The following is a 20,182-nucleotide window of genomic DNA, read 5'->3' as shown; positions in this document are numbered from 1 at the left end:
TGTGTACGCCCCTTACAGCTTCATCAGGCTGGCGTCGTCGACCGAGGCCGAGTGGCGGGTGCGGAAGAGCGACACGATGATCGCGAGGCCCACCACGACCTCCGCGGCGGCGACGACCATCGTGAAGAACGCGATGATCTGGCCGTCGAGGTTGCCGTGCATCCGCGAGAAGGCGACGAAGGCGAGGTTGCAGGCGTTGAGCATCAGCTCGACGCACATGAACAGCACGACGGCGTTCTTGCGGATCAGCACTCCCGCGGCGCCGATGGTGAACAGCAGGGCCGCGAGGTACAGGTAGTTGACCGGGTTCACTTCGAGGCCTCCTCACGGCCGAGCCGCTCCGCCGCGCGCTGCTCCAGCTCCTTCAGGTCCGACAGGGCCTCGTCGGAGACGTCCCGGATCTGGCCGCGGGCCCGCAGCGTCTTGCTGACCGTCAGTTCGGACGGAGTCCCGTCCGGCAGCAGGCCCGCGACGTCCACCGCGTTGTGCCGGGCGTAGACGCCGGGCGCGGGCAGCGGCGGGAGCTGGACGCCCTCGCGGACGCGCCGCTCGGACAGCTCGCGCTGGGTGGCGGCCCGCTCGGTGCGCTCGCGGTGGGTGAGCACCATCGCGCCGACGGCGGCGGTGATCAGCAGCGCGCCGGTGATCTCGAAGGCGAACACGTACCGGGTGAAGATCAGCGTGGCCAGGCCCTCGACGTGGCCGGCGGAGTTGATCCGGCCGAGCCCGTTCCAGTGGTTCAGCGAGGCGTGGGCGATGCCGGCGATCAGCAGGATGCCGAAGCCGAGCCCGCACAGCACGGCCAGCCAGCGCTGTCCCTTGATGGTCTCCTTCAGCGAGTCGGCGGCGGTGACGCCGACCAGCATGACCACGAACAGGAACAGCATCATGATCGCGCCGGTGTAGACGATGACCTGGACCACGCCCAGGAAGTACGCCCCGTTGGCGAGGTAGAACACCGCCAGGACGATCATCGTCCCGGCCAGGCTCAGGGCACTGTGCACGGCCTTCTTCATCAGGATCGTCGCCAGCGCGCCGATCACCGCGACCGTGCCGAGGATCCAGAACTGCACGGCCTCACCGGTCGAGGTGACCGAGGCCGCGGACGCGGCGAGCGCGCTCACGCCCCCACCCCCTCGGCCGGACCGCCGCCGTGGGCCGCCTTCTCCTGCGGGGTCTCGCCCTTGGACACGGCGGCCTGCCGCTCCGTACCGGGCGCCGCCCCCGTCACCAGGCCGCGGTAGTAGTCCTGTTCGTCCGTCCCCGGGTACATCGCGTGCGGCGCTTCGACCATGCCCTCGGTCAGGCCCGCCAGCAGCTGCTCCTTGGTGTAGATGAGCGACTCGCGGCTGGCATCGGCCAGTTCGAACTCGTTCGTCATCGTCAGCGCCCGCGTCGGACACGCCTCGATACACAGCCCGCACAGGATGCAGCGGGCGTAGTTGATCTGGTAGACGCGGCCGTACCGCTCGCCCGGGGAGTAGCGCTCCTCCTCGGTGTTGTCCGCGCCCTCCACGTAGATGGCGTCCGCGGGGCAGGCCCAGGCGCACAGCTCGCACCCGATGCACTTCTCCAGACCGTCCGGGTGCCGGTTCAGCTGGTGCCGTCCGTGGAAGCGCGGGGCGGTGGTCTTCTGCTGCTCCGGGTACTGCTCGGTGAGGCGCTTCTTGAACATGGCCTTGAAGGTCACGCCGAAGCCGGCCACCGGGTTCTGCCACTTCTCGTCAGACATTCTCAGCACCCTCCTCTCGGTCACTGTCAGTATTCGCCCCGCCACTGACAATCAGCTCCCGCTCCCCGCGCGGCCGCCTGCGCGGTACGGGTGCCAGCTGCTGGCCGGGCTTGGGGGGTACGGGGTATCCGCCCGCGAGCGGGTCGAAGGGCGCCGCAGCAGCGGCCGCGGACCGCCCGGCCGCCGCCTTCTCCTTGCGGTCGCGCAGCACGTCGGCGACGAAGGACAGCAGCAGGACCGCGACGACCGCGCCGCCGACGTACAGGACGATCTGCGAGAAGTCGTAGGCCTCGTTGCGCAGCGCCCGGACGGTCGCGACCAGCATCAGCCACAGGACGGAGACCGGGATCAGGACCTTCCAGCCGAGCTTCATCAGCTGGTCGTAGCGGACGCGGGGCAGGGTGCCGCGCAGCCAGATGAAGAAGAACAGCAGCAGCTGCACCTTGATGACGAACCAGAGCAGCGGCCACCACCCGTGGTTGGCGCCCTCCCAGAAGCTGCTGATCGGGTACGGGGCCCGCCAGCCGCCGAGGAACAGGGTGACCGAGACCGCCGAGACGGTGACCATGTTGACGTACTCGGCCAGCATGAACATCGCGAACTTGATGGACGAGTACTCGGTGTTGAAGCCGCCGACGAGGTCGCCCTCGGACTCCGGCATGTCGAACGGGGCGCGGTTCGTCTCGCCGACCATCGTGACGACGTAGATGATGAACGACACCGGCAGCAGCACGATGAACCAGCGGTCCGCCTGCGCCTCCACGATCGCCGACGTCGACATCGACCCGGAGTAGAGGAAGACGGAGGCGAAGGCCGCGCCCATCGCGATCTCGTAGCTGATCATCTGGGCGCAGGAGCGCAAGCCCCCGAGCAGCGGGTACGTGGAGCCCGAGGACCAGCCGGCGAGCACGATGCCGTAGATGCCGACCGAGGCCACCGCGAGGATGTACAGCATCGCGATGGGCAGGTCGGTGAGCTGCATCGTGGTGCGCACGCCGAAGATCGAGACCTCGTCGCCGGGGGGCCCGAAGGGGATCACCGCGATCGCCATGAACGCCGGGATCGCCGCGACGATCGGCGCCAGGACGTAGACGACCTTGTCGGCCCGCTTGACGATGATGTCTTCCTTGAGCATCAGCTTCACGCCGTCGGCGAGCGACTGGAGCATGCCCCAGGGGCCGTGCCGGTTGGGGCCGATGCGCAGCTGCATCCAGGCGACGACCTTGCGCTCCCACACGATGGAGAAGAGCACGGTCACCATCAGGAAGGCGAAGCAGAACACCGCCTTGAGGACGACGAGCCACCAGGGGTCCCGACCGAACAGGGACAGGTCCTCGGCAGCGAGCTGTACCGCGTTCACGCGCCCACCTCCGGGGTCGCCGGGCCGATCCGTACGAGGGTGCCCGGCAGGGCGCCGGTGTCGGCGCGCACGCCCGAGCCCGTGGAGTTCAGCGGGAGCCAGACCACCCGGTCGGGCATCTGCGTGATCCGCAGCGGGAGTTCCACGGTGCCGGACGGGCCGGTCACCGCGAGGACGTCGCCGTCCTTGACGCCCGTTTCGGTGGCCGTGGCGGCCGACAGCCGGGCCGCGGCCTCGTGCCGGGTGCCCGCCAGGGCCTCGTCGCCCTCCTGGAGCAGCCCCCGGTCGAGGAGCAACCGGTGCCCGGCGAGGACGGCCTCACCGGCTCCGGGGCGGGGCAGCGGCTCGGTGCCGGCGGAGACGTCGGCTGCGAGTGCGCCCTCCCACGGGCCGAGCCGGTCCAGTTCGCGGCGCACGGCGTGCACGTCGGGCAGGGCGAGCGGCCGGTCGGCGGCGTCGGCCAGCATGTGCAGCACGCGGGCGTCGGCGGGGGCGGGCGTGCGGGTCATCTGGTCGGGCTTGAGCGCGGCCTCGAACGGCCGGACCCGGCCCTCCCAGTTGATGAACGTGCCGGCCTTCTCGGCGACGGCCGCGACCGGGAAGACCACGTCGGCGTGGTCGGTGACCTCGCCGGGCCGCAGCTCCAGGGAGACCGTGAAGGCCTCCTTCAGGGCGGTCCGGGCCCGCTGCGGGTCCGGCAGGTCGGTGACCTCGACGCCCGCCACGAGCAGGGCGGACAGTTCGCCGGTGGCGGCGGCCTCGACGATCTGCCCGGTGTCACGGCCGTAGCGGTGCGGGAGTTCGTCCGTCCCCCAGGCGGCGGCGACCTCTTCGCGGGCCCGCGGGTCGGTGGCCGGGCGGCCGCCGGGCAGCAGGGACGGCAGTGCGCCGGCCTCGATCGCGGCCCGTTCGCCGGCCCGGCGCGGGATCCACACCAGGGTGGCGCCGGTCGCGGCCGCCGTGCGTACCGCCGCGGTCAGGGCGCCCGGCACCCCGGCGAGGCGCTCGCCGACGACGATGACGGCGCCGGTCCGGCGCAGCGCCTCGGCGGCCTCGGCGCCGCCCGTCTCCAGGCCGGTGCCGGAGGCCAGCGCGTCGAGCCACTCGGGCTCGGTGCCGGGGGCCGCGGCCAGCAGCGTCCCGCCCGCCTTGACCAGGCCGCGGGTGGCGAACGGGGCGAGGGCGAAGGTCCGCTGCTTGCGCTTGCGGTGCGCCTTGCGCAGCCGCAGGAAGACGCCCGGCGCCTCCTCCTCGGCCTCGATGCCGACGAGGAGCACGGCCGGTGCGGCTTCCAGCTCCCCGTACGAAGGCCACGGCCCGCGCAGGTCGACCCCGTACCCGGCGACCTCGGAGGCCAGGAACTCGGCCTCCTCCGCGCTGTGCACGCGGGCCCGGAAGTCGATGTCGTTGGTGTCCAGGACCACCCGCGCGAACTTGGCGTACGCGTAGGCGTCCTCGACGGTGAGCCGCCCGCCGGTCAGCACACCGGCCCGGCCGCGAGCGGCGGCGAGCCCGGCGGCCGCGGCCTCCAGGGCCTCGGGCCAGCTCGCCGGCTCCAGGACGCCCTCGGCGTTGCGGACCAGCGGGGTGGTCAGCCGGTCGGGGCGCTGGGCGTACCGGAACGCGAACCGGCCCTTGTCGCAGATCCACTCCTCGTTGACCTCGGGGTCCTCGGCGGCCATCCGGCGCAGCACCTTGCCGCGCCGGTGGTCGGTGCGGGTCGCGCAGCCGCCCGCGCAGTGCTCGCACACGCTCGGGGAGGAGACGAGATCGAAGGGGCGGGAGCGGAACCGGTACGCGGCCGAGGTGAGGGCGCCGACGGGGCAGATCTGGATGGTGTTGCCGGAGAAGTACGACTCGAAGGGGTCGCCCTCGCCGGTGCCGACCTGCTGCAGCGCGCCGCGTTCCAGCAGTTCGATCATCGGGTCGCCGGCGACCTGCTGGGAGAAGCGGGTGCAGCGGGCGCACAGCACGCAGCGCTCGCGGTCCAGCAGCACCTGCGTGGAGATCGGCACCGGCTTCTCGTAGGTGCGCTTCTTCCCCTCGAACCGGGAGTCGGCGTTGCCGTGCGACATCGCCTGGTTCTGCAGCGGGCACTCGCCGCCCTTGTCGCAGACCGGGCAGTCCAGCGGGTGGTTGATGAGCAGCAGCTCCATGACCCCGCGCTGGGCCTTCTCGGCGACCGGCGAGGTGAGCTGCGTGCGGACGACCATGCCGTCGGTGCAGGTGATGGTGCAGGAGGCCATCGGCTTGCGCTGGCCCTCGACCTCGACGATGCACTGCCGGCAGGCGCCGACCGGGTCGAGGAGGGGGTGGTCGCAGAACCGGGGGATCTCGATGCCGATCTGCTCGGCGGCCCGGATGACCAGGGTTCCCTTGGGCACCGACAGTTCGATGCCGTCGATGGTGAGGGAGACCGCGTCCTCGGGCGGCACCGCGGCCGCTCCGCCACCGGCGGGGGCGTTCGTGGCGACGGTCATGCGTTCACCTCCCTGTCGGCCCAGAGGGTCGACTTCCTGGGGTCGAAGGGGCAGCCCTTGCCCGTGATGTGCTGCTCGTACTCCTCGCGGAAGTACTTCAGCGAGGAGAAGATCGGGCTGGCGGCGCCGTCACCGAGCGCGCAGAACGACTTGCCGTTGATGTTGTCGGCGATGTCGTTCAGCTTGTCGAGGTCGGACATGACGCCCTTGCCGGCCTCGATGTCGCGCAGGAGCTGGACCAGCCAGTAGGTGCCCTCGCGGCAGGGGGTGCACTTGCCGCAGGACTCGTGGGCGTAGAACTCGGTCCACCGGGTCACGGCGCGCACGACGCAGGTCGTCTCGTCGAAGCACTGCAGCGCCTTGGTGCCGAGCATCGACCCGGCCGCACCGACGCCCTCGTAGTCGAGCGGCACGTCCAGGTGCTCGGCGGTGAACATGGGGGTGGAGGAGCCGCCGGGGGTCCAGAACTTCAGCCGGTGGCCGGGGCGCATCCCGCCGCTCATGTCGAGGAGCTGGCGCAGGGTGATGCCGAGCGGGGCCTCGTACTGGCCGGGGGCGGCGACGTGCCCGGAGAGCGAGTACAGGGTGAAGCCGGGGGACTTCTCGGTCCCCATCGCCTTGAACCAGTCCTTGCCCTTGGCGAGGATCGCGGGAACCGATGCGATGGACTCGACGTTGTTGACGACAGTGGGGCACGCGTAGAGCCCCTCGACGGCGGGGAAGGGGGGACGCAGCCGGGGCTGACCGCGCCGGCCTTCGAGGGAGTCGAGGAGGGCCGTCTCCTCGCCGCAGATGTACGCGCCCGCTCCCGCGTGCACGGTGATGTCCAGCTTCATCCCGCTCCCGAGGACGTCATCTCCGAGGTAGCCGGCCTCGTACGCCTCGCGCACCGCCTCGTGCAGGCGCCGCAGGACCGGCACGACCTCGCCGCGCAGGTAGATGAAGGCGTGCTCCGACCGGATCGCGTAGCAGGCGATGACCATTCCCTCGATGAGGGAGTGCGGGTTGGCGAAGAGGAGGGGGATGTCCTTGCAGGTTCCCGGCTCCGACTCGTCGGCGTTCACGACGAGGTAGTGCGGCTTTCCGTCGCCCTGCGGGATGAACTGCCACTTCATCCCGGTGGGGAAGCCCGCGCCGCCGCGTCCGCGCAGGCCGGAGTCCTTCACGTACGCGATGACCTCGTCCGGGGTCATGGCGAGGGCCTTGCGCAGGCCCTCGTAGCCCTCGTGGCGCCGGTAGGTCTCCAGCGTCCACGACCGCGGTTCGTCCCAGAACGCAGACAACACGGGGGCCAGCAGCTTCTCCGGGCTGGTGCCGTTCTCGTGCATGGCAGTGGTCAACGTCATCACTCCCCCTCCTCGCCGGTCGCCTCGCCGCGCGGGTGCACGACCTTGCCGTGGTGCGGGGTCTCGCCGCGCGCGATGCGCAGCCCGATGAGGGAGGCGGGGCCGGCGCCGCCGCTCGCCTCGACGGCGCCGGGCCGCTCGTCGGGGAAGCCGGCCAGGATCCGGGCGGTCTCCTTGTACGTGCACAGGGGCGCGCCCCGGGTCGGCTCGACGGGGCGGCCGGCGCGCAGGTCGTCGACGAGGGCCTTGGCGGACTCGGGGGTCTGGTTGTCGAAGAACTCCCAGTTGACCATCACGACGGGGGCGTAGTCGCAGGCCGCGTTGCACTCGATGTGTTCGAGGGTGACCTTGCCGTCGGCTGTGGTCATATCGGGCCCGTCGTTGCCGACCCCGAGGTGCTCCTTGAGCTCCTCGAAGATGGCGTCGCCGCCCATGACGGCGCACAGCGTGTTGGTGCAGACGCCGACCTGGTAGTCGCCGGAGGGCCGGCGGCGGTACATCGTGTAGAACGTGGCGACGGCGGTGACCTCGGCGGTGGTCAGGCCGAGCGTCTCGGCGCAGAACCGGATGCCGGTGGGCGAGACGTGGCCCTCCTCGGACTGGGTGAGGTGCAGCAGCGGCAGGAGGGCGGAGCGGCTGTCGGGGTAGCGGGCGATGACGTCCGCGGCGTCCGCCGCCAGCCGCGCGCGGACCTCCGCCGGGTAGTCGGGGGCGGGCAGCTGGGGCATGCCCAGGCTCACCTCTCGACGGGCGGGATTGGCTGTCATCGGTCGACGCCTCCCATCACGGGGTCGATGGAGGCGACGGCGACGATGACGTCGGCGACCTGGCCGCCCTCGCACATCGCGGCCATGGCCTGCAGGTTGGTGAAGGACGGGTCGCGGAAGTGGACCCGGTAGGGGCGGGTGCCGCCGTCGGAGACGACGTGGACGCCGAGTTCGCCCTTGGGGGACTCGACGGCCGCGTAGGCCTGCCCGGCGGGCACCCGGAAGCCTTCGGTCACCAACTTGAAGTGGTGGATGAGGGCCTCCATGGAGGTGCCCATGATGTTCTTGATGTGGTCGAGCGAGTTGCCGAGCCCGTCGGGGCCCATCGCGAGCTGCGCCGGCCAGGCGATCTTCTTGTCGGCGACCATGACGGGGCCGGGCTCCAGCCGGTCCAGGCACTGCTCGACGATCCGCAGGGACTGGCGCATCTCCTCCAGGCGGATCAGGAACCGCCCGTAGGAGTCGCAGGTCTCGGTGGTCGGCACGTCGAACTCGTAGGTCTCGTAGCCGCAGTACGGGTCCGCCTTGCGCAGGTCGTGCGGCAGGCCCGCGGAGCGCAGGATCGGGCCGGTGGCGCCGAGGGCCATGCAGCCGGTGAGGTCGAGGTAGCCGACGTCCTGCATGCGGGCCTTGAAGATGGGGTTGCCGGTGGCGAGCTTGTCGTACTCCGGCAGGTTCCTCTTCATGGTCTTGAGGAAGTCGCGCAGCTGGTCCACGGCGCCGGGGGGCAGGTCCTGGGCGAGGCCGCCGGGGCGGACGAACGCGTGGTTCATGCGCAGGCCGGTGATCAGCTCGAAGATGTCGAGGATCAGCTCGCGGTCCCGGAAGCCGTAGATCATGATCGTGGTGGCGCCGAGCTCCATGCCGCCGGTGGCGATGCACACCAGGTGGGAGGAGAGCCGGTTGAGCTCCATCAGCAGCACGCGGATGACGGTGGCGCGGTCGGGGACCTGGTCGGTGATGCCGAGCAGCTTCTCGACGCCGAGGCAGTACGCCGTCTCGTTGAAGAACGGCGTGAGGTAGTCCATGCGCGTGACGAAGGTGGTGCCTTGCGTCCAGTTCCGGAATTCGAGGTTCTTCTCGATGCCGGTGTGGAGGTAGCCGATGCCGCAGCGGGCCTCGGTGACCGTCTCGCCGTCAATCTCCAGGATGAGGCGGAGCACACCGTGGGTGGACGGGTGCTGGGGCCCCATGTTGACGACGATGCGCTCGTCGTCCGCCTTGGCCGCTGACTGGACGATCTCCCAGTCGCCGCCGGTGACCGTGTAGACGGTGCCCTCGGTGGTTTCGCGGGAGGCCGCATGGTTTGAGGTGTTGGACATCAGCTGTACGACCTCCGCTGGTCGGGAGCCGGGATCTGGGCGCCCTTGTACTCGACGGCGATGCCGCCGAGCGGGTAGTCCTTGCGCTGCGGGAAGCCCTGCCAGTCGTCCGGCATCATGATCCGGGTGAGGGCCGGGTGCCCGTCGAAGACCAGGCCGAAGAAGTCGTACGTCTCGCGCTCGTGCCAGTCGTTGGTCGGGTAGACGGGGACGAGCGAGGGGACGTGCGGGTCGCTGTCCGGGGCGGACACCTCCAGGCGCACGGTCCGGCCGTGGGTGATCGAGCGCAGGTGGTAGACGGCGTGCAGCTCGCGGCCCCGGTCCTCGGGGTAGTGGACGCCGCTGACGCCGGTGCACAGTTCGAAGCGCAGGGCGGGGTCGTCGCGGAGGGTCGAGGCCACCCGGACGAGGTGCTCGCGGGCGATGTGGAAGGTGAGCTCGCCGCGGTCGACGACCGTCTTCTCGATGGCGTTGGCGGGGAGCAGGTCCTGCTCCTCCAGGGCCCCTTCGAGCTCGTCGGCGACCTCGTCGAAGTAGGAGCCGTACGGGCGGTGGCTCGGGCCGGGCAGGGCGACGGTGCGGACCAGGCCGCCGTAGCCGCTGGTGTCGCCGCCGCCGCGGGCGCCGAACATGCCCTTGCGGACGCCGATCACCTCGGGGCCGCCGGCGGACTCCCGGGGGGCGGGAACGTTGTTCCCGTTGCCGTTGCCGTTCCCGTTCCCGTTCCCGTTGCCGTGGTCTGGGGTGGTCTCGCTCACCGGAGCAGCCCCTTCATCTCGATGGTGGGGAGGGCCTTGAGGGCCGCGGCCTCGGCCTCGCGGGCCGCCTCTTCCCGGTTCACCCCGAGCTTGGAGGTCTGGATCTTCTGGTGGAGCTTGAGGATCGCGTCCATCAGCATCTCGGGGCGCGGCGGGCAGCCGGGCAGGTAGATGTCCACCGGGACGATGTGGTCGACGCCCTGGACGATCGCGTAGTTGTTGAACATTCCGCCCGAAGATGCACAAACCCCCATGGAGATAACCCATTTGGGAGCGGGCATCTGGTCGTACACCTGCCGCAGCACCGGCGCCATCTTCTGGCTGACCCGGCCGGCCACGATCATCAGGTCGGCCTGGCGCGGGGAGCCGCGGAAGACCTCCATGCCGAAGCGGGCCAGGTCGTACCGCCCCGCACCGGTGGTCATCATCTCGATGGCACAGCAGGCCAGGCCGAAGGTGGCGGGGAAGACGGAGGCTTTGCGCACCCAGCCCGCGGCCTGTTCGACGGTGGTCAGCAGGAAGCCGCTCGGCAGCTTTTCTTCCAGTCCCATGGGAATTCAGTCCCTCAGTCCCATTCCAGGCCGCCGCGCCGCCAGACGTAGGCGTAGGCGACGAAGACGGTGAGCACGAAGAGCAGCATCTCGACGAGCCCGAAGATCCCCAGGGCGTCGAAGGTGACGGCCCAGGGGTAGAGGAAGACAACCTCGATGTCGAAGACGATGAAGAGCATCGCCGTCAGGTAGTACTTGATGGGGAAGCGGCCACCGCCGGCCGGCGTGGGGGTCGGCTCGATGCCGCACTCGTACGCTTCGAGCTTCGCCCGGTTGTACCGCTTCGGGCCGATCAGCGTGGCCATGACCACGGAGAAGATCGCAAACCCTGCGCCTAGGGCGCCGAGCACGAGGATGGGCGCGTAGGCATTCACGCTCCTCGCTCCTTCCAGTCGTCCTTGACCGTTGGACCGCTGCGCCGGCACCACTGCCCTGCCCCGCGAAGACCGCGCTTCTCGATCGAGCGCTTGCATGTGAGGCAGTTCACAAGCCGGGCTGCTGCGCATCCTATGCCCGCCGATCTGTGATCTGCGACACGGGTGACAACACCGAGTTTGTGATCTCCACCACCAGGCGAACGATCATGAAGTCCGATGAGTGGTGATCTTCATACGCAAGGCATCCACTTGATCACCAAACGTGACATCCGCCCCCGTTACCCCAGGTAGGAGGGGTCTCGCCCTATCAAACGATGAGGGGCGCAGGCAAATTTGGCTGAATTCAGATGTCCATGGTAAGGGGATTCGCGTCGCCCGGTCGGGGGAGCCCGCGGGGACGGAAGTGGACACGTGCATCCGTTCACGATCTCCAGCGGCTCCGGAAGGGGCCCTCGGGCGGCCCACCGACCATCACGCGGGCCGTCCGCGCCGGCGATCTTCCGACCGCTCGCGGCCGATCTTTCGACCGCTCGCCGCTGATCTTCCGACCGCTCGCCGCCGATCTTTCGATCCCTGCGTCGCCGATCTTCCGGTCCCTTCGCCGGCGATCTTCCGGCCACCTCCCGGCGGCATTCCGGCCATCCGCCCGCCCGCCGTTCCGGCCGTCCCGCGGACCGCCTCGGACGCGAGTCGCTCACGACGAGATCACGGACCGGCCACGAGGACCTCACGGCGCGCCCCTCGTGTGACCTGCGTCACCCCGAACCGACCCTTCCGAAGCGGGGCTTGGCCAACTGTCCGCGGGAATGGTAGGCGTGGGACCAAATAGGACTTATTGCGGAAACCCCATGATCACAGCCCTGTGAAGGGGTGTCCGATTCGTCCGTTACGGCGTCAATAAAAGCCGCGCCACGCCCGGTTGACTCACTTCCCGCGCAACTGTGGCGCACACCACGTTTCTTGAAGCGAGCCGCACCCCCCTGATAGCGGTTGTTCTCATGTCCCACACCGCTCACATACCCAGCCACCGGAAGCCCCGTCGCAGCGCCTCGAAGCTCGCGGTACGCGCCGGAGTCGCCGGTGGCGTTCTCGGCACCCTGGCGATGGCAGGCACGGCGAGCGCGTCCCCCGCCGCCGAGCCTGTGACCGAGACCCTCGAAATGCCGGTCCTCAACCTGGACCTGGCCTCCGAGGTCTCCTCCGCCGTCACCACCGCCGCGGAGAACAGCCGCGCGGCTGCCATCAACGGCGAGCTGCAGGCCGAGGAGGAGAGCGCCCGCAGCGGCGCCGCCGCCGAGGCGAAGCAGGCCAAGGAAGCCGCCGAGAAGAAGGCGAAGCAGGAGGCCGACCGCAAGGCCGAGGCCGAGCGCGCCACCCGCAACGCCGAGCGCACCTCGCTGAAGACGGCCTCCGCCGCCGGCTCTTCCACGGAGCAGGGTGTCGGAACCGTCACCGCCCCGAAGGGCTCCGCGGCCGCCATCGTCAACTTCGCCCGCGCGCAGGTCGGCAAGGCCTACGTCCTGGGCTCGACCGGCCCCTCCGCGTACGACTGCTCCGGCCTGGTCCAGGCCGCCTACCGGCAGGCCGGCATCACGCTGCCGCGCACCTCGCAGCCCCAGTCCTCGTACGGCACCTCCGTCTCGCTCAACGCCCTCCAGCCGGGCGACATCCTGTACTGGGGTGCCAAGGGCAGCGCCTACCACGTCGCGATCTACGTCGGCGGCGGCAAGTTCGTCGGCGCGCAGAACCCCAGCACCGGCATCGTCGAGCGCAACCTGAGCTACGACCGGCCGACGGGCGCCGTCCGCGTCCTCTGAGCCCCTGCCCCTCAGGGCACCCGGTTCGGCCGGAGGGCCGGTACTCCCCCGCTCGGGGTCGCAGTACCGGCCCTTCGCCGTGCGCCCGTACGGCGGCCCGGCCCGAAGTACCGCCCGTACGGGCGGGGCGCCTACCATCCCGGTGGAGGTGGGCGAGTGAACGCACCGCGGCTGCCGGAGCCGTACGAGGACCACGACGGCTGCGCGGACGGCCGCCCCGGTGGCGACGGTCCGGCCGGTGCCACCGCCCTCCCGGCCGCCGCCGGGCTCTTCCTCCTCGCCGCCGGCGGCCTGTTGCTGAACACCGCCCGCCCGTGGGACAAACCGGGACACCCCGCCCTGCTCGCGCTCGTGTGGGCCGCGGCCCTGGCGATGCTGGCGTACGGGGCCGCGCTGACGGCCCGCTGCGTGAGCGCCGTGCACGGGGCCGGCGCGCCGCCCGCGGAGCCCCCGAAACCCCCTCAGGCGCCCTCCGGGGCCCCGTCCCACGACGAAGCGGGCCGCACCGGGGGAACCCCGGCGCGACCCGCCTGACCCGCCTCACCGGGCCTGCATGCCCGTTGGGTCGGTTCGTCCGGTTGTCAGGCCCGGGGGGCCACCTTCGACAGGCCGTTGATGATGCGGTCCATCGCGTCACCGCCCGCCGGGTCGGTGAGGTTGGCCAGCATCTTCAGCGTGAACCGCATGAGCACCGGGTGGGTCAGGCCGCGCTGCGTGGCGACCTTCATGACCTTCGGGTTGCCGATCAGCTTCACGAAGGCGCGGCCGAGCGAGTAGTAGCCGCCGTAGGTCTCCTTGAGCACCTTCGGGTAGTTGTGCAGCGCCAGCTCGCGCTGCGCGCGCGTGGCCCGGGCGTTCGCCTGCACGATGACGTCGGCCGCGATCCGGCCCGACTCCATGGCGTACGCGATGCCCTCGCCGTTGAACGGGTTGACGAGCCCGCCCGCGTCGCCGACCAGCAGCAGGCCCTTGGTGTAGTGCGGCTGCCGGTTGAACGCCATCGGCAGGGCCGCGCCGCGGATCGGCTGCGTCATGTTCTCGGGGGTGTAGCCCCAGTCCTCCGGCATGGACGCGCACCACGCCTTGAGGACCTCGCGCCAGTCCAGCTCCCGGAAGGCGGAGGAGGAGTTGAGGATGCCGAGGCCGACGTTGGACGTGCCGTCGCCCATGCCGAAGATCCAGCCGTAGCCGGGCAGCAGCCGGTCCTGCGGGCCGCGCCGGTCCCACAGCTCCAGCCAGGACTCCAGGTAGTCGTCATCGTGCCGGGGCGAGGTGAAGTACGTGCGGACGGCCACGCCCATCGGGCGGTCCTCGCGCCGGTGCAGGCCCATCGCCAGCGACAGCCGGGAGGAGTTGCCGTCGGCCGCGACCACGAGCGGCGCGTGGAAGGTGACCGGGGTCTTCTCCTCGCCCAGCTTCGCGTGCACGCCCGTGATGTGGCCGGTGCGCGGGTCGCGGATCGGCTCGCCGACGTTGCAGCGCTCGTGCAGGCGGGCGCCGGCCTTCTGGGCCTGCCGGGCCAGGATCTCGTCGAAGTCGTCGCGCTTGCGGACGAGTCCGTATTCCGGGAAGGAGGCGAGTTCCGGCCAGTCCAGCTGGAGCCGCTGGCCGCCGCCGATGATCCGCAGGCCCTTGTTGCGCAGCCAGCCGGCCTCTTCGGAGATGTCGATGCCCATCGCGACCAGCTGCTTCGTGGCGCGCGGGGTCAGGCCGTCGCCGCAGACCTTCTCGCGCGGGAACGCCGTCTTCTCCAGCAGCAGGACGTCCAGTCCGGCCTTGGCGAGGTAGTAGGCGGTGGTCGAGCCGGCGGGCCCGGCCCCGACGACGATCACATCCGCGGAGTGTTCGGAGAGGGGCTCGGTCACTGCGGGGTCTCCCGAAGGCTCGATAGGGGGTGCCCATGGGCACGGGACGTGTGCAGTCTATGCAGCGAGAGAGATCGCGAATCCGAAGGGTTACCTGATGACAAGCTCGCCGACCTCGCCGACCTCGCCTTCCCGGCCGCTCCCCGCGGTCCGGCTGCGCGTTCCCACCGACGAGGACGCGCACGCCTGGCACGGCGTCTTCGCCGACCCGGACGTGATGGAGTTCCTCGGCGGCCCGGCCGAGCTGTCCGCGTACGAGGAGTTCACCGCGCGGCAGCGGATGCACGACGCACAGCTCGGCTACTGCCTGTGGACGCTCCTGGACGAGGACGGCGAGGTCCTCGGCTTCACCGGCGCACAGCCCTGGCCTGCGGAGAAGACCTGGGGGCCGGTCGGCGAGATAGAGATCGGCTGGCGCCTGGCACGGTCGGCCTGGGGCAAGGGGTACGCGTACGCCGCCGCGCTGACCACCCTGGAGCGGGTCCGCGCCGCCGGGGTGACCCGCGTCGTGGCGATGATCGACGACGCGAACGCGCGCTCGGTGGCGGTCGCCGAGCGCCTCGGCATGACCCTGGAGGAGGTCTTCCCGCTCCCGGGCGGCACCCGCACCGGCCGCCGCTACGCCCTCGCCCTTTGACCGCGGTCAGAAGACGGACAGTCCGGTCAGCGTGGTGAAACGGTCGAGGGCGGCCACGCCCGCCACCGAGTTGCCCCGGCTGTCCAGGCCGGGGCTCCACACGGCGAGGGTGCAGCGGCCGGGGACGACGGCGACGATGCCGCCGCCCACCCCGCTCTTGCCGGGCAGCCCGACGCGGTAGGCGAAGTCCCCCGCCGCGTCGTACGTCCCGCAGGTCATCATCACCGCGTTGATCTGCTTGGCCTCGCTGCGGGTCAGCAGCCGGGAGCCGTCGGCCCGGAGCCCGTGCCGCGCCAGGAAGCGCGCGGCACGGGCCAGGTCGGCGCAGCTCATCTCGATGGAGCACTGCCAGAAGTAGTGGTCGAGCAGGGCGGGCACCGGGTTGGCGATGTTCCCGTACGAGGCCATGAAGTGGGCGAGGGCGGCGTTGCGGTCGCCGTGCTCGTGCTCGGAGGCGGCGACCTCGGCGTCGAAGCCGATGTCCGGGTTGCCGCTCTCCCGGCGCAGGAACTCCAGCAGCTCGCTGCTCGCGTCGCCGGTCAGGGTCTGCAGCCGGTCGGTGACGACGAGGGCGCCCGCGTTGATGAACGGGTTGCGCGGGATGCCGTTCTCGTACTCCAGCTGCACCAGGGAGTTGAACGGGTTGCCGGAGGGCTCCCGGCCCACCCGCTCCCACAGGCTGTCGCCGCCCTCGGCCAGCGCCAGGGCCAGCGCGAAGACCTTGGTGATGGACTGGGCGGAGAAGGGGGTCTGCCAGTTCCCCACCCCGACGACGTTCCCGTCGAGGTCCGCCACGGCCATGCCGAACTGCGCCGGGTCCACCTCCGCCAGGGCGGGGATGTACTCGGCGGGAGTGCCGCTGCCGACCAGGGGTTCGACATCGGCCGCGATCCGCTCCAGCAGCTCCGCGTAGTCCAGGAACCCGGTGTCCACCGCCGCCGCCACCGCCGGCTAGGCCTTGAAGCCGCGGTGCAGTGCGACGATGCCGCCGGTGAGGTTGCGCCAGGCGACCTTGGACCAGCCGGCCTTCCGCAGCAGCGCCGCCAGTTCCGGCTGCTCCGGCCACTCGCGGATCGACTCGGCGAGGTACACGTAGGCGTCGGGGTTGGAGGACACGGCGCGGGCCACCGGCGGCAGGGCGCGCATCAGGTACTCCATGTAGACCGTGCGGAACGGCCCCCAGACGGGCTGGGAGAACTCGCAGATGACGACCTGGCCGCCGGGCTTGGTCACCCGGTACAGCTCGCGCAGCGCGGCGTCGGTGTCGTGGACGTTGCGCAGCCCGAAGGAGATCGTGACGGTGTCGAAGACGTCGTCCTTGAACGGCAGCTTCGTCGCGTCGCCGGCGGTCAGCGGCAGCCAGGAGTGGCGCTTCTTGCCCTCGCGGAGCATGCCGAGGGAGAAGTCGCAGGGCACCGTGTACGCACCGGTCGCGGCGAACGGCAGCGAGGAGGTCGCGGTCCCGGCGGCCAGGTCCAGCACCTTCTGCCCGGGGCGGGCGGCGACGGCCTTGGCGACCTCCTTGCGCCACAGGCGGGCCTGCCCGAGGGAGATCACGTCGTTGGTGAGGTCGTAGTTCGCCGCCACACCGTCGAACATGGAGGCGACTTCGTGCGGCTGCTTGTCCAGGGAAGCGCGGGTCACTGGCGTGGGCCCCTCAGGTGCGTCGTTGGTTCCGGTCCGTCTGCGTACGGGGCCATCCTCTCAGGCCCCGGGCGGTGGCCGGGCGGCGGCTCTGCCCGGCCGCCGCGGGGGCGCGTCCCCTCCGTTCCGGGGCCCCACCGGCCGGAATAAGCCATTCCGATTGGGTGTCGTCGGCAGCCCCAACCGAACTGGCCCCGAGGACAGTTATGCCCTGAGCGACAGAAGGGGTTAACTGGGCGGGCGCGGCCCGGTGACGGTCACCACCCGCCGGCTCCGGACCGCCCGGTGGCCGGATCTCGACGGGGGCCGCCCGAGCAAAGGGCTTCACCATGCCGGCAGGCCGTTCCACCGGTCGCTCCCCCCGCCAGTCCGCGAACCGCACCACCGCGGGAGGGACGGGCGCGCCCCGCGGTCCGCGGGCCCGCCGCCGGGCCGAACGGCGCCGCAGGCTGCGCCGCACCCTCCTCGCCTCGGCCACCGCCGTCGCCGCCGTCGCCGCCCTGTGGACGGCCTGGCCCGAACCGGAGACGACCACGGTCGCGGACCGGCTGACCGCCGACCCGCGCCCCTCCGACGCGTCCGAACGGGCCTCCCGGTCCGCCGGTGGCGCCCACGGCTCTCCCGTCCCCGGCCAGGCCGCCACCCCGTCCGCCCCCTCCCCCTCGGCCTCCTCGAAGCCGTCCGCCAGCCCCAAGGCACCGGTCCCGGCCGCCGGAAGCGGCGTGTTCACCGCCTCCAACCGCTCCGGCCAGCCACAGGGCAAGGGCACCGCGCGCCGCTGGCGCATCGAGGTCGAGGAGGGCAGCGGCATCGACCCGAACACCGCCGCCCAGGCCGTCGAGACGATCCTCGGGGACCCGCGCGGCTGGATAGCCGACCCGGCGTACGGCTTCCAGCTCGTCGGCGCCGGCAGCCCCGTGGACTTCACCGTGAAGATCGCCACCGCCACCACCACCGACAAGCTCTGCGAGGTGGTCACCCCCGAGCTCGTCGGCGAGACCAACTGCCGCGCCGGACACGACGTCGTCGTCAACCTCAAGCGCTGGCAGGAGGGATCACCGCAGTTCAAGGGACCCGTGGAGGAGTACCGGGCGCTGATCGTCAACCACGAGGTCGGCCACGAGATAGGCCGTGGGCACGAGACCTGCCCCGGCCCCGGCAAGCCCGCCCCCGCGATGATGCAGCAGATCAAGGGGCTGCTCGGCTGCGTCGCCAACGCCTGGCCGTACGACGGAAAGGGAACCTACCTGTCCGGTCCGCCCGTCCCTTAGGGCGGGGAGAGCCGGTGAGTCGACCGTCCGGGCCGTGAAGGCCGGGGGCGAGGAGTGGAAACGTGCGCGTCGTCAGCTTCAGCGTCCCTGCCTGGTTCCCGGCCTACAAGCCGGCGCAGAAGAAGGAGGGGCTGCGGCGCGCGGTGCAGCTCACCGAACAGGAATCCGCCGTGTTCCTGTGCCTGGCCACCGGGGCCTCCAACGCGGAACTCGCCGGCGAACTCCAACTGTCCGTCAGCACCGTCAAGTTCCACGTCCACAACATACGGACCAAGCTGGGCGGCATCAGCCGCCTCCAGGCCTGCCTGCTGGCCGCCCTGGCCCGCGAGGACGGCCGCCTCGGCGCCACCGGGCGCGGCCCGGGCGGGCTCAGCGCCGGCGGTGCAGCAGCCGCCCGCCGATGACGGTGGCCACACAGCTCGTCGCGCCCACCGCCGCCAGCTCCGGCAGGTCCGCCGCCGCGAACACCGCGAACCGGGCCGGAGCACCCGCCCGGAGCACCCCGTGGAAGGCCTCCTCGACCCGCTCCCGCCCCGCGAACGGGTCCAGCGAGACCGCAGGCCCGCCCGCACCCCCGGCCACCGGCGGCAGCAGCTCCAGCCCCGACCGGACCACGGCCGTGCGCACCGCCGGCACCGTCAGCCGTCCCGCCACCGCCACCACACCGCGGGCCAGCAGCCGCTGCGTCGCCCGCCGGGCGCTGTTGCCCCGACGGGCATCGGTCAGCCGCAGCGCGGCCAGCGCCGGCGCCCCGGTCACCGGCTCGGTGCCGAGCTCGGCGGTCTCGTACGGGTCGTCCGGGTAGTACGTGCCCTCCAGCAGCTCCTGCGCCCCGTGCACCAGCAGCCCCGGGGTCAGCACCCCGGGCCAGCGGCGGGTCCGCGCGTGCGGCCGGGCCGCGGCGAGCTCCTCGTACGGGCCGGTGCCCGCGATCCGGTCCCCCTCGACGAGGACGGCCCCGCCGGCCAGCGGCTCGGCCCCCCGCCCGACGACGAGGAGCCCGGCGACGTGCAACGTCAGCAAGGCCGGGTCACTCGGCCGGGATGAGCTTCAGCTCGGGGTGCGCCGTGCCGCCCTCCAGGGCGGTGGAGGAGATGTGCGAGACCACGCGGTCGTCGACCGGGTCGTTCGCCGGGTCGTCGTGCACGAGGAGGTGCTCGTACGTCGTCGCCCGCTGCGCCGGGGTGCGGCCCGCCTTGCGGATGAGGTCGATGATCTCCTGCCGGTTGGAGCGGTGCTTGGCACCGGCCGAGGAGACGACGTTCTCCTCCAGCATGACCGAGCCGAGGTCGTCCGCGCCGTAGTGCAGGGACAGCTGGCCCGCCTCCTTGCCGACGGTCAGCCAGGAGCCCTGGATGTGGGCGACGTTGTCGAGGAACAGGCGCGCGATGGCGATCATCCGCAGGTACTCGAAGACCGTCGCCTGGGTGCGGCCCTTGAGGCGGTTGTTCTCGGGCTGGTACGTGTACGGGATGAACGCGCGGAAGCCGCCCGTGCGGTCCTGCGTGTCGCGGATCATCGCGAGGTGCTCGATGCGCTCGGCGTTGGTCTCGCCGGTGCCCATGAGCATGGTGGAGGTGGATTCCACGCCCAGCCCGTGCGCGATCTCCATGATCTCCAGCCAGCGCTCGCCGGACTCCTTCAGCGGGGCGATCGCCTTGCGCGGCCGCTCCGGCAGCAGTTCGGCGCCGGCGCCCGCGAAGGAGTCCAGGCCGGCCGCGTGGATCCGCTTGATCGCTTCCTCGGCGGAGACCCCGGAGATCCGGGCCATGTGCTCGACCTCGGACGCGCCGAGGGAGTGGATGACCAGCTGCGGGAACGCCTTCTTGATGGCGGAGAAGTGTTCCTCGTAGTACTCCACGCCGTAGTCCGGGTGGTGGCCGCCCTGGAACATGATCTGCGTGCCGCCCAGTTCGACGGTCTCCGCGCAGCGGCGCAGGATGTCGTCGAGGTCGCGGGACCAGCCCTTCTTCGTGTCCTTGGGCGCCGCGTAGAACGCGCAGAACTTGCAGGCCGTGACGCACACGTTGGTGTAGTTGATGTTGCGCTCGATGATGTACGTCGCGATGTGCTCGGTGCCGGCGTAGCGGCGGCGGCGCACCGTGTCGGCGGCCTGGCCGAGGGCGTGCAGCGGAGCGTGCCGGTAGAGGTCGAGCGCCTCCTCCTTGGTGATCCGGCCCCCCGCGGCGGCACGGTCGAGGACAGACTGGAGAGCGGCCTGGTCGGTCACCGGTGCGTCACCCTTCGGCGGTGTG

At 71.3% G+C, this 20,182-nt stretch carries 21 protein-coding genes; 5 read left to right on the top strand and 16 right to left on the bottom strand.

What is annotated here, in order from left to right:
* Positions 1–12: 12 nt before the first annotated feature.
* Genes nuoK through ACFVGY_RS08595 form a run of 11 tightly spaced genes read right to left on the bottom strand, consistent with a single transcriptional unit; the run spans position 13 to position 10,690 of the window.
* A complete protein-coding gene (nuoK, locus tag ACFVGY_RS08645; RefSeq protein WP_179174150.1) occupies positions 13–312 on the bottom strand; it encodes an NADH-quinone oxidoreductase subunit NuoK in 300 nt (99 codons plus the stop codon).
* The gene (locus tag ACFVGY_RS08640) at positions 309–1,124 is read right to left on the bottom strand and encodes an NADH-quinone oxidoreductase subunit J (RefSeq protein WP_385673113.1); all 816 of its coding nucleotides are present in this window, start codon (positions 1,122–1,124) and stop codon (positions 309–311) included. The genes nuoK and ACFVGY_RS08640 overlap by 4 nt, the downstream gene beginning before the upstream one ends.
* Positions 1,121–1,732, bottom strand: a complete 612-nt coding sequence (gene nuoI, locus ACFVGY_RS08635; protein ID WP_385673111.1) for an NADH-quinone oxidoreductase subunit NuoI — start codon at positions 1,730–1,732, stop codon at positions 1,121–1,123. The genes ACFVGY_RS08640 and nuoI overlap by 4 nt, the downstream gene beginning before the upstream one ends.
* Positions 1,725–3,092 (bottom strand): NADH-quinone oxidoreductase subunit NuoH, encoded by a 1,368-nt coding sequence (gene nuoH, locus ACFVGY_RS08630; RefSeq protein WP_385673108.1) that lies wholly within the window; start codon positions 3,090–3,092, stop codon positions 1,725–1,727. The genes nuoI and nuoH overlap by 8 nt, the downstream gene beginning before the upstream one ends.
* Entirely contained in the window at positions 3,089–5,572 is a 2,484-nt protein-coding gene (locus ACFVGY_RS08625; protein ID WP_385673105.1) for an NADH-quinone oxidoreductase subunit G, read from the bottom strand. The genes nuoH and ACFVGY_RS08625 overlap by 4 nt, the downstream gene beginning before the upstream one ends.
* A complete protein-coding gene (gene nuoF, locus ACFVGY_RS08620; RefSeq protein ID WP_385673102.1) occupies positions 5,569–6,918 on the bottom strand; it encodes an NADH-quinone oxidoreductase subunit NuoF in 1,350 nt (449 codons plus the stop codon). Before nuoF ends, ACFVGY_RS08625 begins: the two co-directional genes overlap by 4 nt.
* Positions 6,918–7,685 (bottom strand): NADH-quinone oxidoreductase subunit NuoE, encoded by a 768-nt coding sequence (nuoE, locus tag ACFVGY_RS08615; protein WP_385673099.1) that lies wholly within the window; start codon positions 7,683–7,685, stop codon positions 6,918–6,920. The genes nuoF and nuoE overlap by 1 nt, the downstream gene beginning before the upstream one ends.
* Complete coding sequence (locus ACFVGY_RS08610) at positions 7,682–9,007, bottom strand: NADH-quinone oxidoreductase subunit D (protein WP_385673096.1); 1,326 nt, start codon at positions 9,005–9,007, stop codon at positions 7,682–7,684. The genes nuoE and ACFVGY_RS08610 overlap by 4 nt, the downstream gene beginning before the upstream one ends.
* Positions 9,007–9,765 carry an NADH-quinone oxidoreductase subunit C gene (locus ACFVGY_RS08605; protein ID WP_385673093.1) on the bottom strand — a complete coding sequence of 253 codons (759 nt, stop codon included), beginning with the start codon at positions 9,763–9,765 and terminating at the stop codon, positions 9,007–9,009. The genes ACFVGY_RS08610 and ACFVGY_RS08605 overlap by 1 nt, the downstream gene beginning before the upstream one ends.
* A complete protein-coding gene (locus tag ACFVGY_RS08600) occupies positions 9,762–10,316 on the bottom strand; it encodes an NADH-quinone oxidoreductase subunit B family protein (protein WP_360624040.1) in 555 nt (184 codons plus the stop codon). Before ACFVGY_RS08600 ends, ACFVGY_RS08605 begins: the two co-directional genes overlap by 4 nt.
* A 14-nt stretch (positions 10,317–10,330) precedes the next feature.
* The gene (locus tag ACFVGY_RS08595; RefSeq protein WP_114053663.1) at positions 10,331–10,690 is read right to left on the bottom strand and encodes an NADH-quinone oxidoreductase subunit A; all 360 of its coding nucleotides are present in this window, start codon (positions 10,688–10,690) and stop codon (positions 10,331–10,333) included.
* A gap of 1,001 nt (positions 10,691–11,691) precedes the next feature.
* Between ACFVGY_RS08595 and ACFVGY_RS08590 the strand changes: the two genes are divergently transcribed.
* Both ACFVGY_RS08590 and ACFVGY_RS08585 read left to right on the top strand, forming a co-directional pair.
* Positions 11,692–12,510, top strand: a complete 819-nt coding sequence (locus tag ACFVGY_RS08590; protein WP_385673089.1) for a C40 family peptidase — start codon at positions 11,692–11,694, stop codon at positions 12,508–12,510.
* A gap of 156 nt (positions 12,511–12,666) precedes the next feature.
* On the top strand, positions 12,667–13,044 hold the full coding sequence (locus ACFVGY_RS08585) for a hypothetical protein (RefSeq protein ID WP_385673086.1): 378 nt from the start codon (positions 12,667–12,669) through the stop codon (positions 13,042–13,044).
* Positions 13,045–13,091: 47 nt separating this feature from the next.
* Here the strand turns inward: ACFVGY_RS08585 and ACFVGY_RS08580 are convergent, their stop codons facing one another.
* Positions 13,092–14,375 carry a geranylgeranyl reductase family protein gene (locus tag ACFVGY_RS08580; protein WP_385673083.1) on the bottom strand — a complete coding sequence of 428 codons (1,284 nt, stop codon included), beginning with the start codon at positions 14,373–14,375 and terminating at the stop codon, positions 13,092–13,094.
* Positions 14,376–14,472: 97 nt separating this feature from the next.
* Between ACFVGY_RS08580 and ACFVGY_RS08575 the strand changes: the two genes are divergently transcribed.
* Complete coding sequence (locus ACFVGY_RS08575; protein WP_385673080.1) at positions 14,473–15,012, top strand: GNAT family N-acetyltransferase; 540 nt, start codon at positions 14,473–14,475, stop codon at positions 15,010–15,012.
* Positions 15,013–15,018: 6 nt separating this feature from the next.
* Here the strand turns inward: ACFVGY_RS08575 and ACFVGY_RS08570 are convergent, their stop codons facing one another.
* Positions 15,019–15,930, bottom strand: coding sequence for a glutaminase (locus tag ACFVGY_RS08570; RefSeq protein ID WP_385673419.1), 912 nt, complete (start codon positions 15,928–15,930; stop codon positions 15,019–15,021).
* A 33-nt stretch (positions 15,931–15,963) separates the two neighbouring features.
* On the bottom strand, positions 15,964–16,656 hold the full coding sequence (locus tag ACFVGY_RS08565) for a demethylmenaquinone methyltransferase (RefSeq protein WP_385673077.1): 693 nt from the start codon (positions 16,654–16,656) through the stop codon (positions 15,964–15,966).
* A 329-nt stretch (positions 16,657–16,985) separates the two neighbouring features.
* Between ACFVGY_RS08565 and ACFVGY_RS08560 the strand changes: the two genes are divergently transcribed.
* Together ACFVGY_RS08560 and ACFVGY_RS08555 are read left to right on the top strand one after the other, a co-directional pair.
* Entirely contained in the window at positions 16,986–17,927 is a 942-nt protein-coding gene (locus ACFVGY_RS08560; protein ID WP_385673074.1) for a DUF3152 domain-containing protein, read from the top strand.
* Positions 17,928–17,989: 62 nt separating this feature from the next.
* Positions 17,990–18,331 carry a response regulator transcription factor gene (locus ACFVGY_RS08555; RefSeq protein ID WP_385673071.1) on the top strand — a complete coding sequence of 114 codons (342 nt, stop codon included), beginning with the start codon at positions 17,990–17,992 and terminating at the stop codon, positions 18,329–18,331.
* Here the strand turns inward: ACFVGY_RS08555 and ACFVGY_RS08550 are convergent.
* The gene (locus ACFVGY_RS08550; protein ID WP_385673068.1) at positions 18,297–18,950 is read right to left on the bottom strand and encodes a hypothetical protein; all 654 of its coding nucleotides are present in this window, start codon (positions 18,948–18,950) and stop codon (positions 18,297–18,299) included. The two genes, ACFVGY_RS08555 and ACFVGY_RS08550, sit on opposite strands and share 35 nt — an antisense overlap.
* Positions 18,951–18,957: 7 nt before the next feature.
* Positions 18,958–20,157, bottom strand: a complete 1,200-nt coding sequence (mqnC, locus tag ACFVGY_RS08545; protein WP_385673065.1) for a cyclic dehypoxanthinyl futalosine synthase — start codon at positions 20,155–20,157, stop codon at positions 18,958–18,960.
* Positions 20,158–20,182 lie beyond the last annotated feature (25 nt).

Source organism: Streptomyces sp. NPDC127106 (assembly GCF_042677605.1).
In the GTDB taxonomy this organism is placed as follows: Bacteria; Actinomycetota; Actinomycetes; order Streptomycetales; family Streptomycetaceae; genus Streptomyces.
Note: the sequence above shows the minus strand (reverse complement) of the source record. Positions and strands in the feature narration are given on the sequence as shown.

What these genes read in the sequence shown, in the direction of transcription:
- ACFVGY_RS08560 (WP_385673074.1), top strand. Translation starts at nt 16,986, where the DNA reads ATGCCGGCAGGCCGTTCCACCGGTCGCTCCCCCCGCCAGTCCGCGAAC.
- ACFVGY_RS08600 (WP_360624040.1), bottom strand. Translation starts at nt 10,316, where the DNA reads ATGGGACTGGAAGAAAAGCTGCCGAGCGGCTTCCTGCTGACCACCGTC.
- ACFVGY_RS08610 (WP_385673096.1), bottom strand. Translation starts at nt 9,007, where the DNA reads ATGTCCAACACCTCAAACCATGCGGCCTCCCGCGAAACCACCGAGGGC.
- nuoF (WP_385673102.1), bottom strand. Translation starts at nt 6,918, where the DNA reads ATGACGTTGACCACTGCCATGCACGAGAACGGCACCAGCCCGGAGAAG.
- ACFVGY_RS08575 (WP_385673080.1), top strand. Translation starts at nt 14,473, where the DNA reads ATGACAAGCTCGCCGACCTCGCCGACCTCGCCTTCCCGGCCGCTCCCC.
- nuoE (WP_385673099.1), bottom strand. Translation starts at nt 7,685, where the DNA reads ATGACAGCCAATCCCGCCCGTCGAGAGGTGAGCCTGGGCATGCCCCAG.
- nuoI (WP_385673111.1), bottom strand. Translation starts at nt 1,732, where the DNA reads ATGTCTGACGAGAAGTGGCAGAACCCGGTGGCCGGCTTCGGCGTGACC.
- ACFVGY_RS08590 (WP_385673089.1), top strand. Translation starts at nt 11,692, where the DNA reads ATGTCCCACACCGCTCACATACCCAGCCACCGGAAGCCCCGTCGCAGC.
- ACFVGY_RS08625 (WP_385673105.1), bottom strand. Translation starts at nt 5,572, where the DNA reads ATGACCGTCGCCACGAACGCCCCCGCCGGTGGCGGAGCGGCCGCGGTG.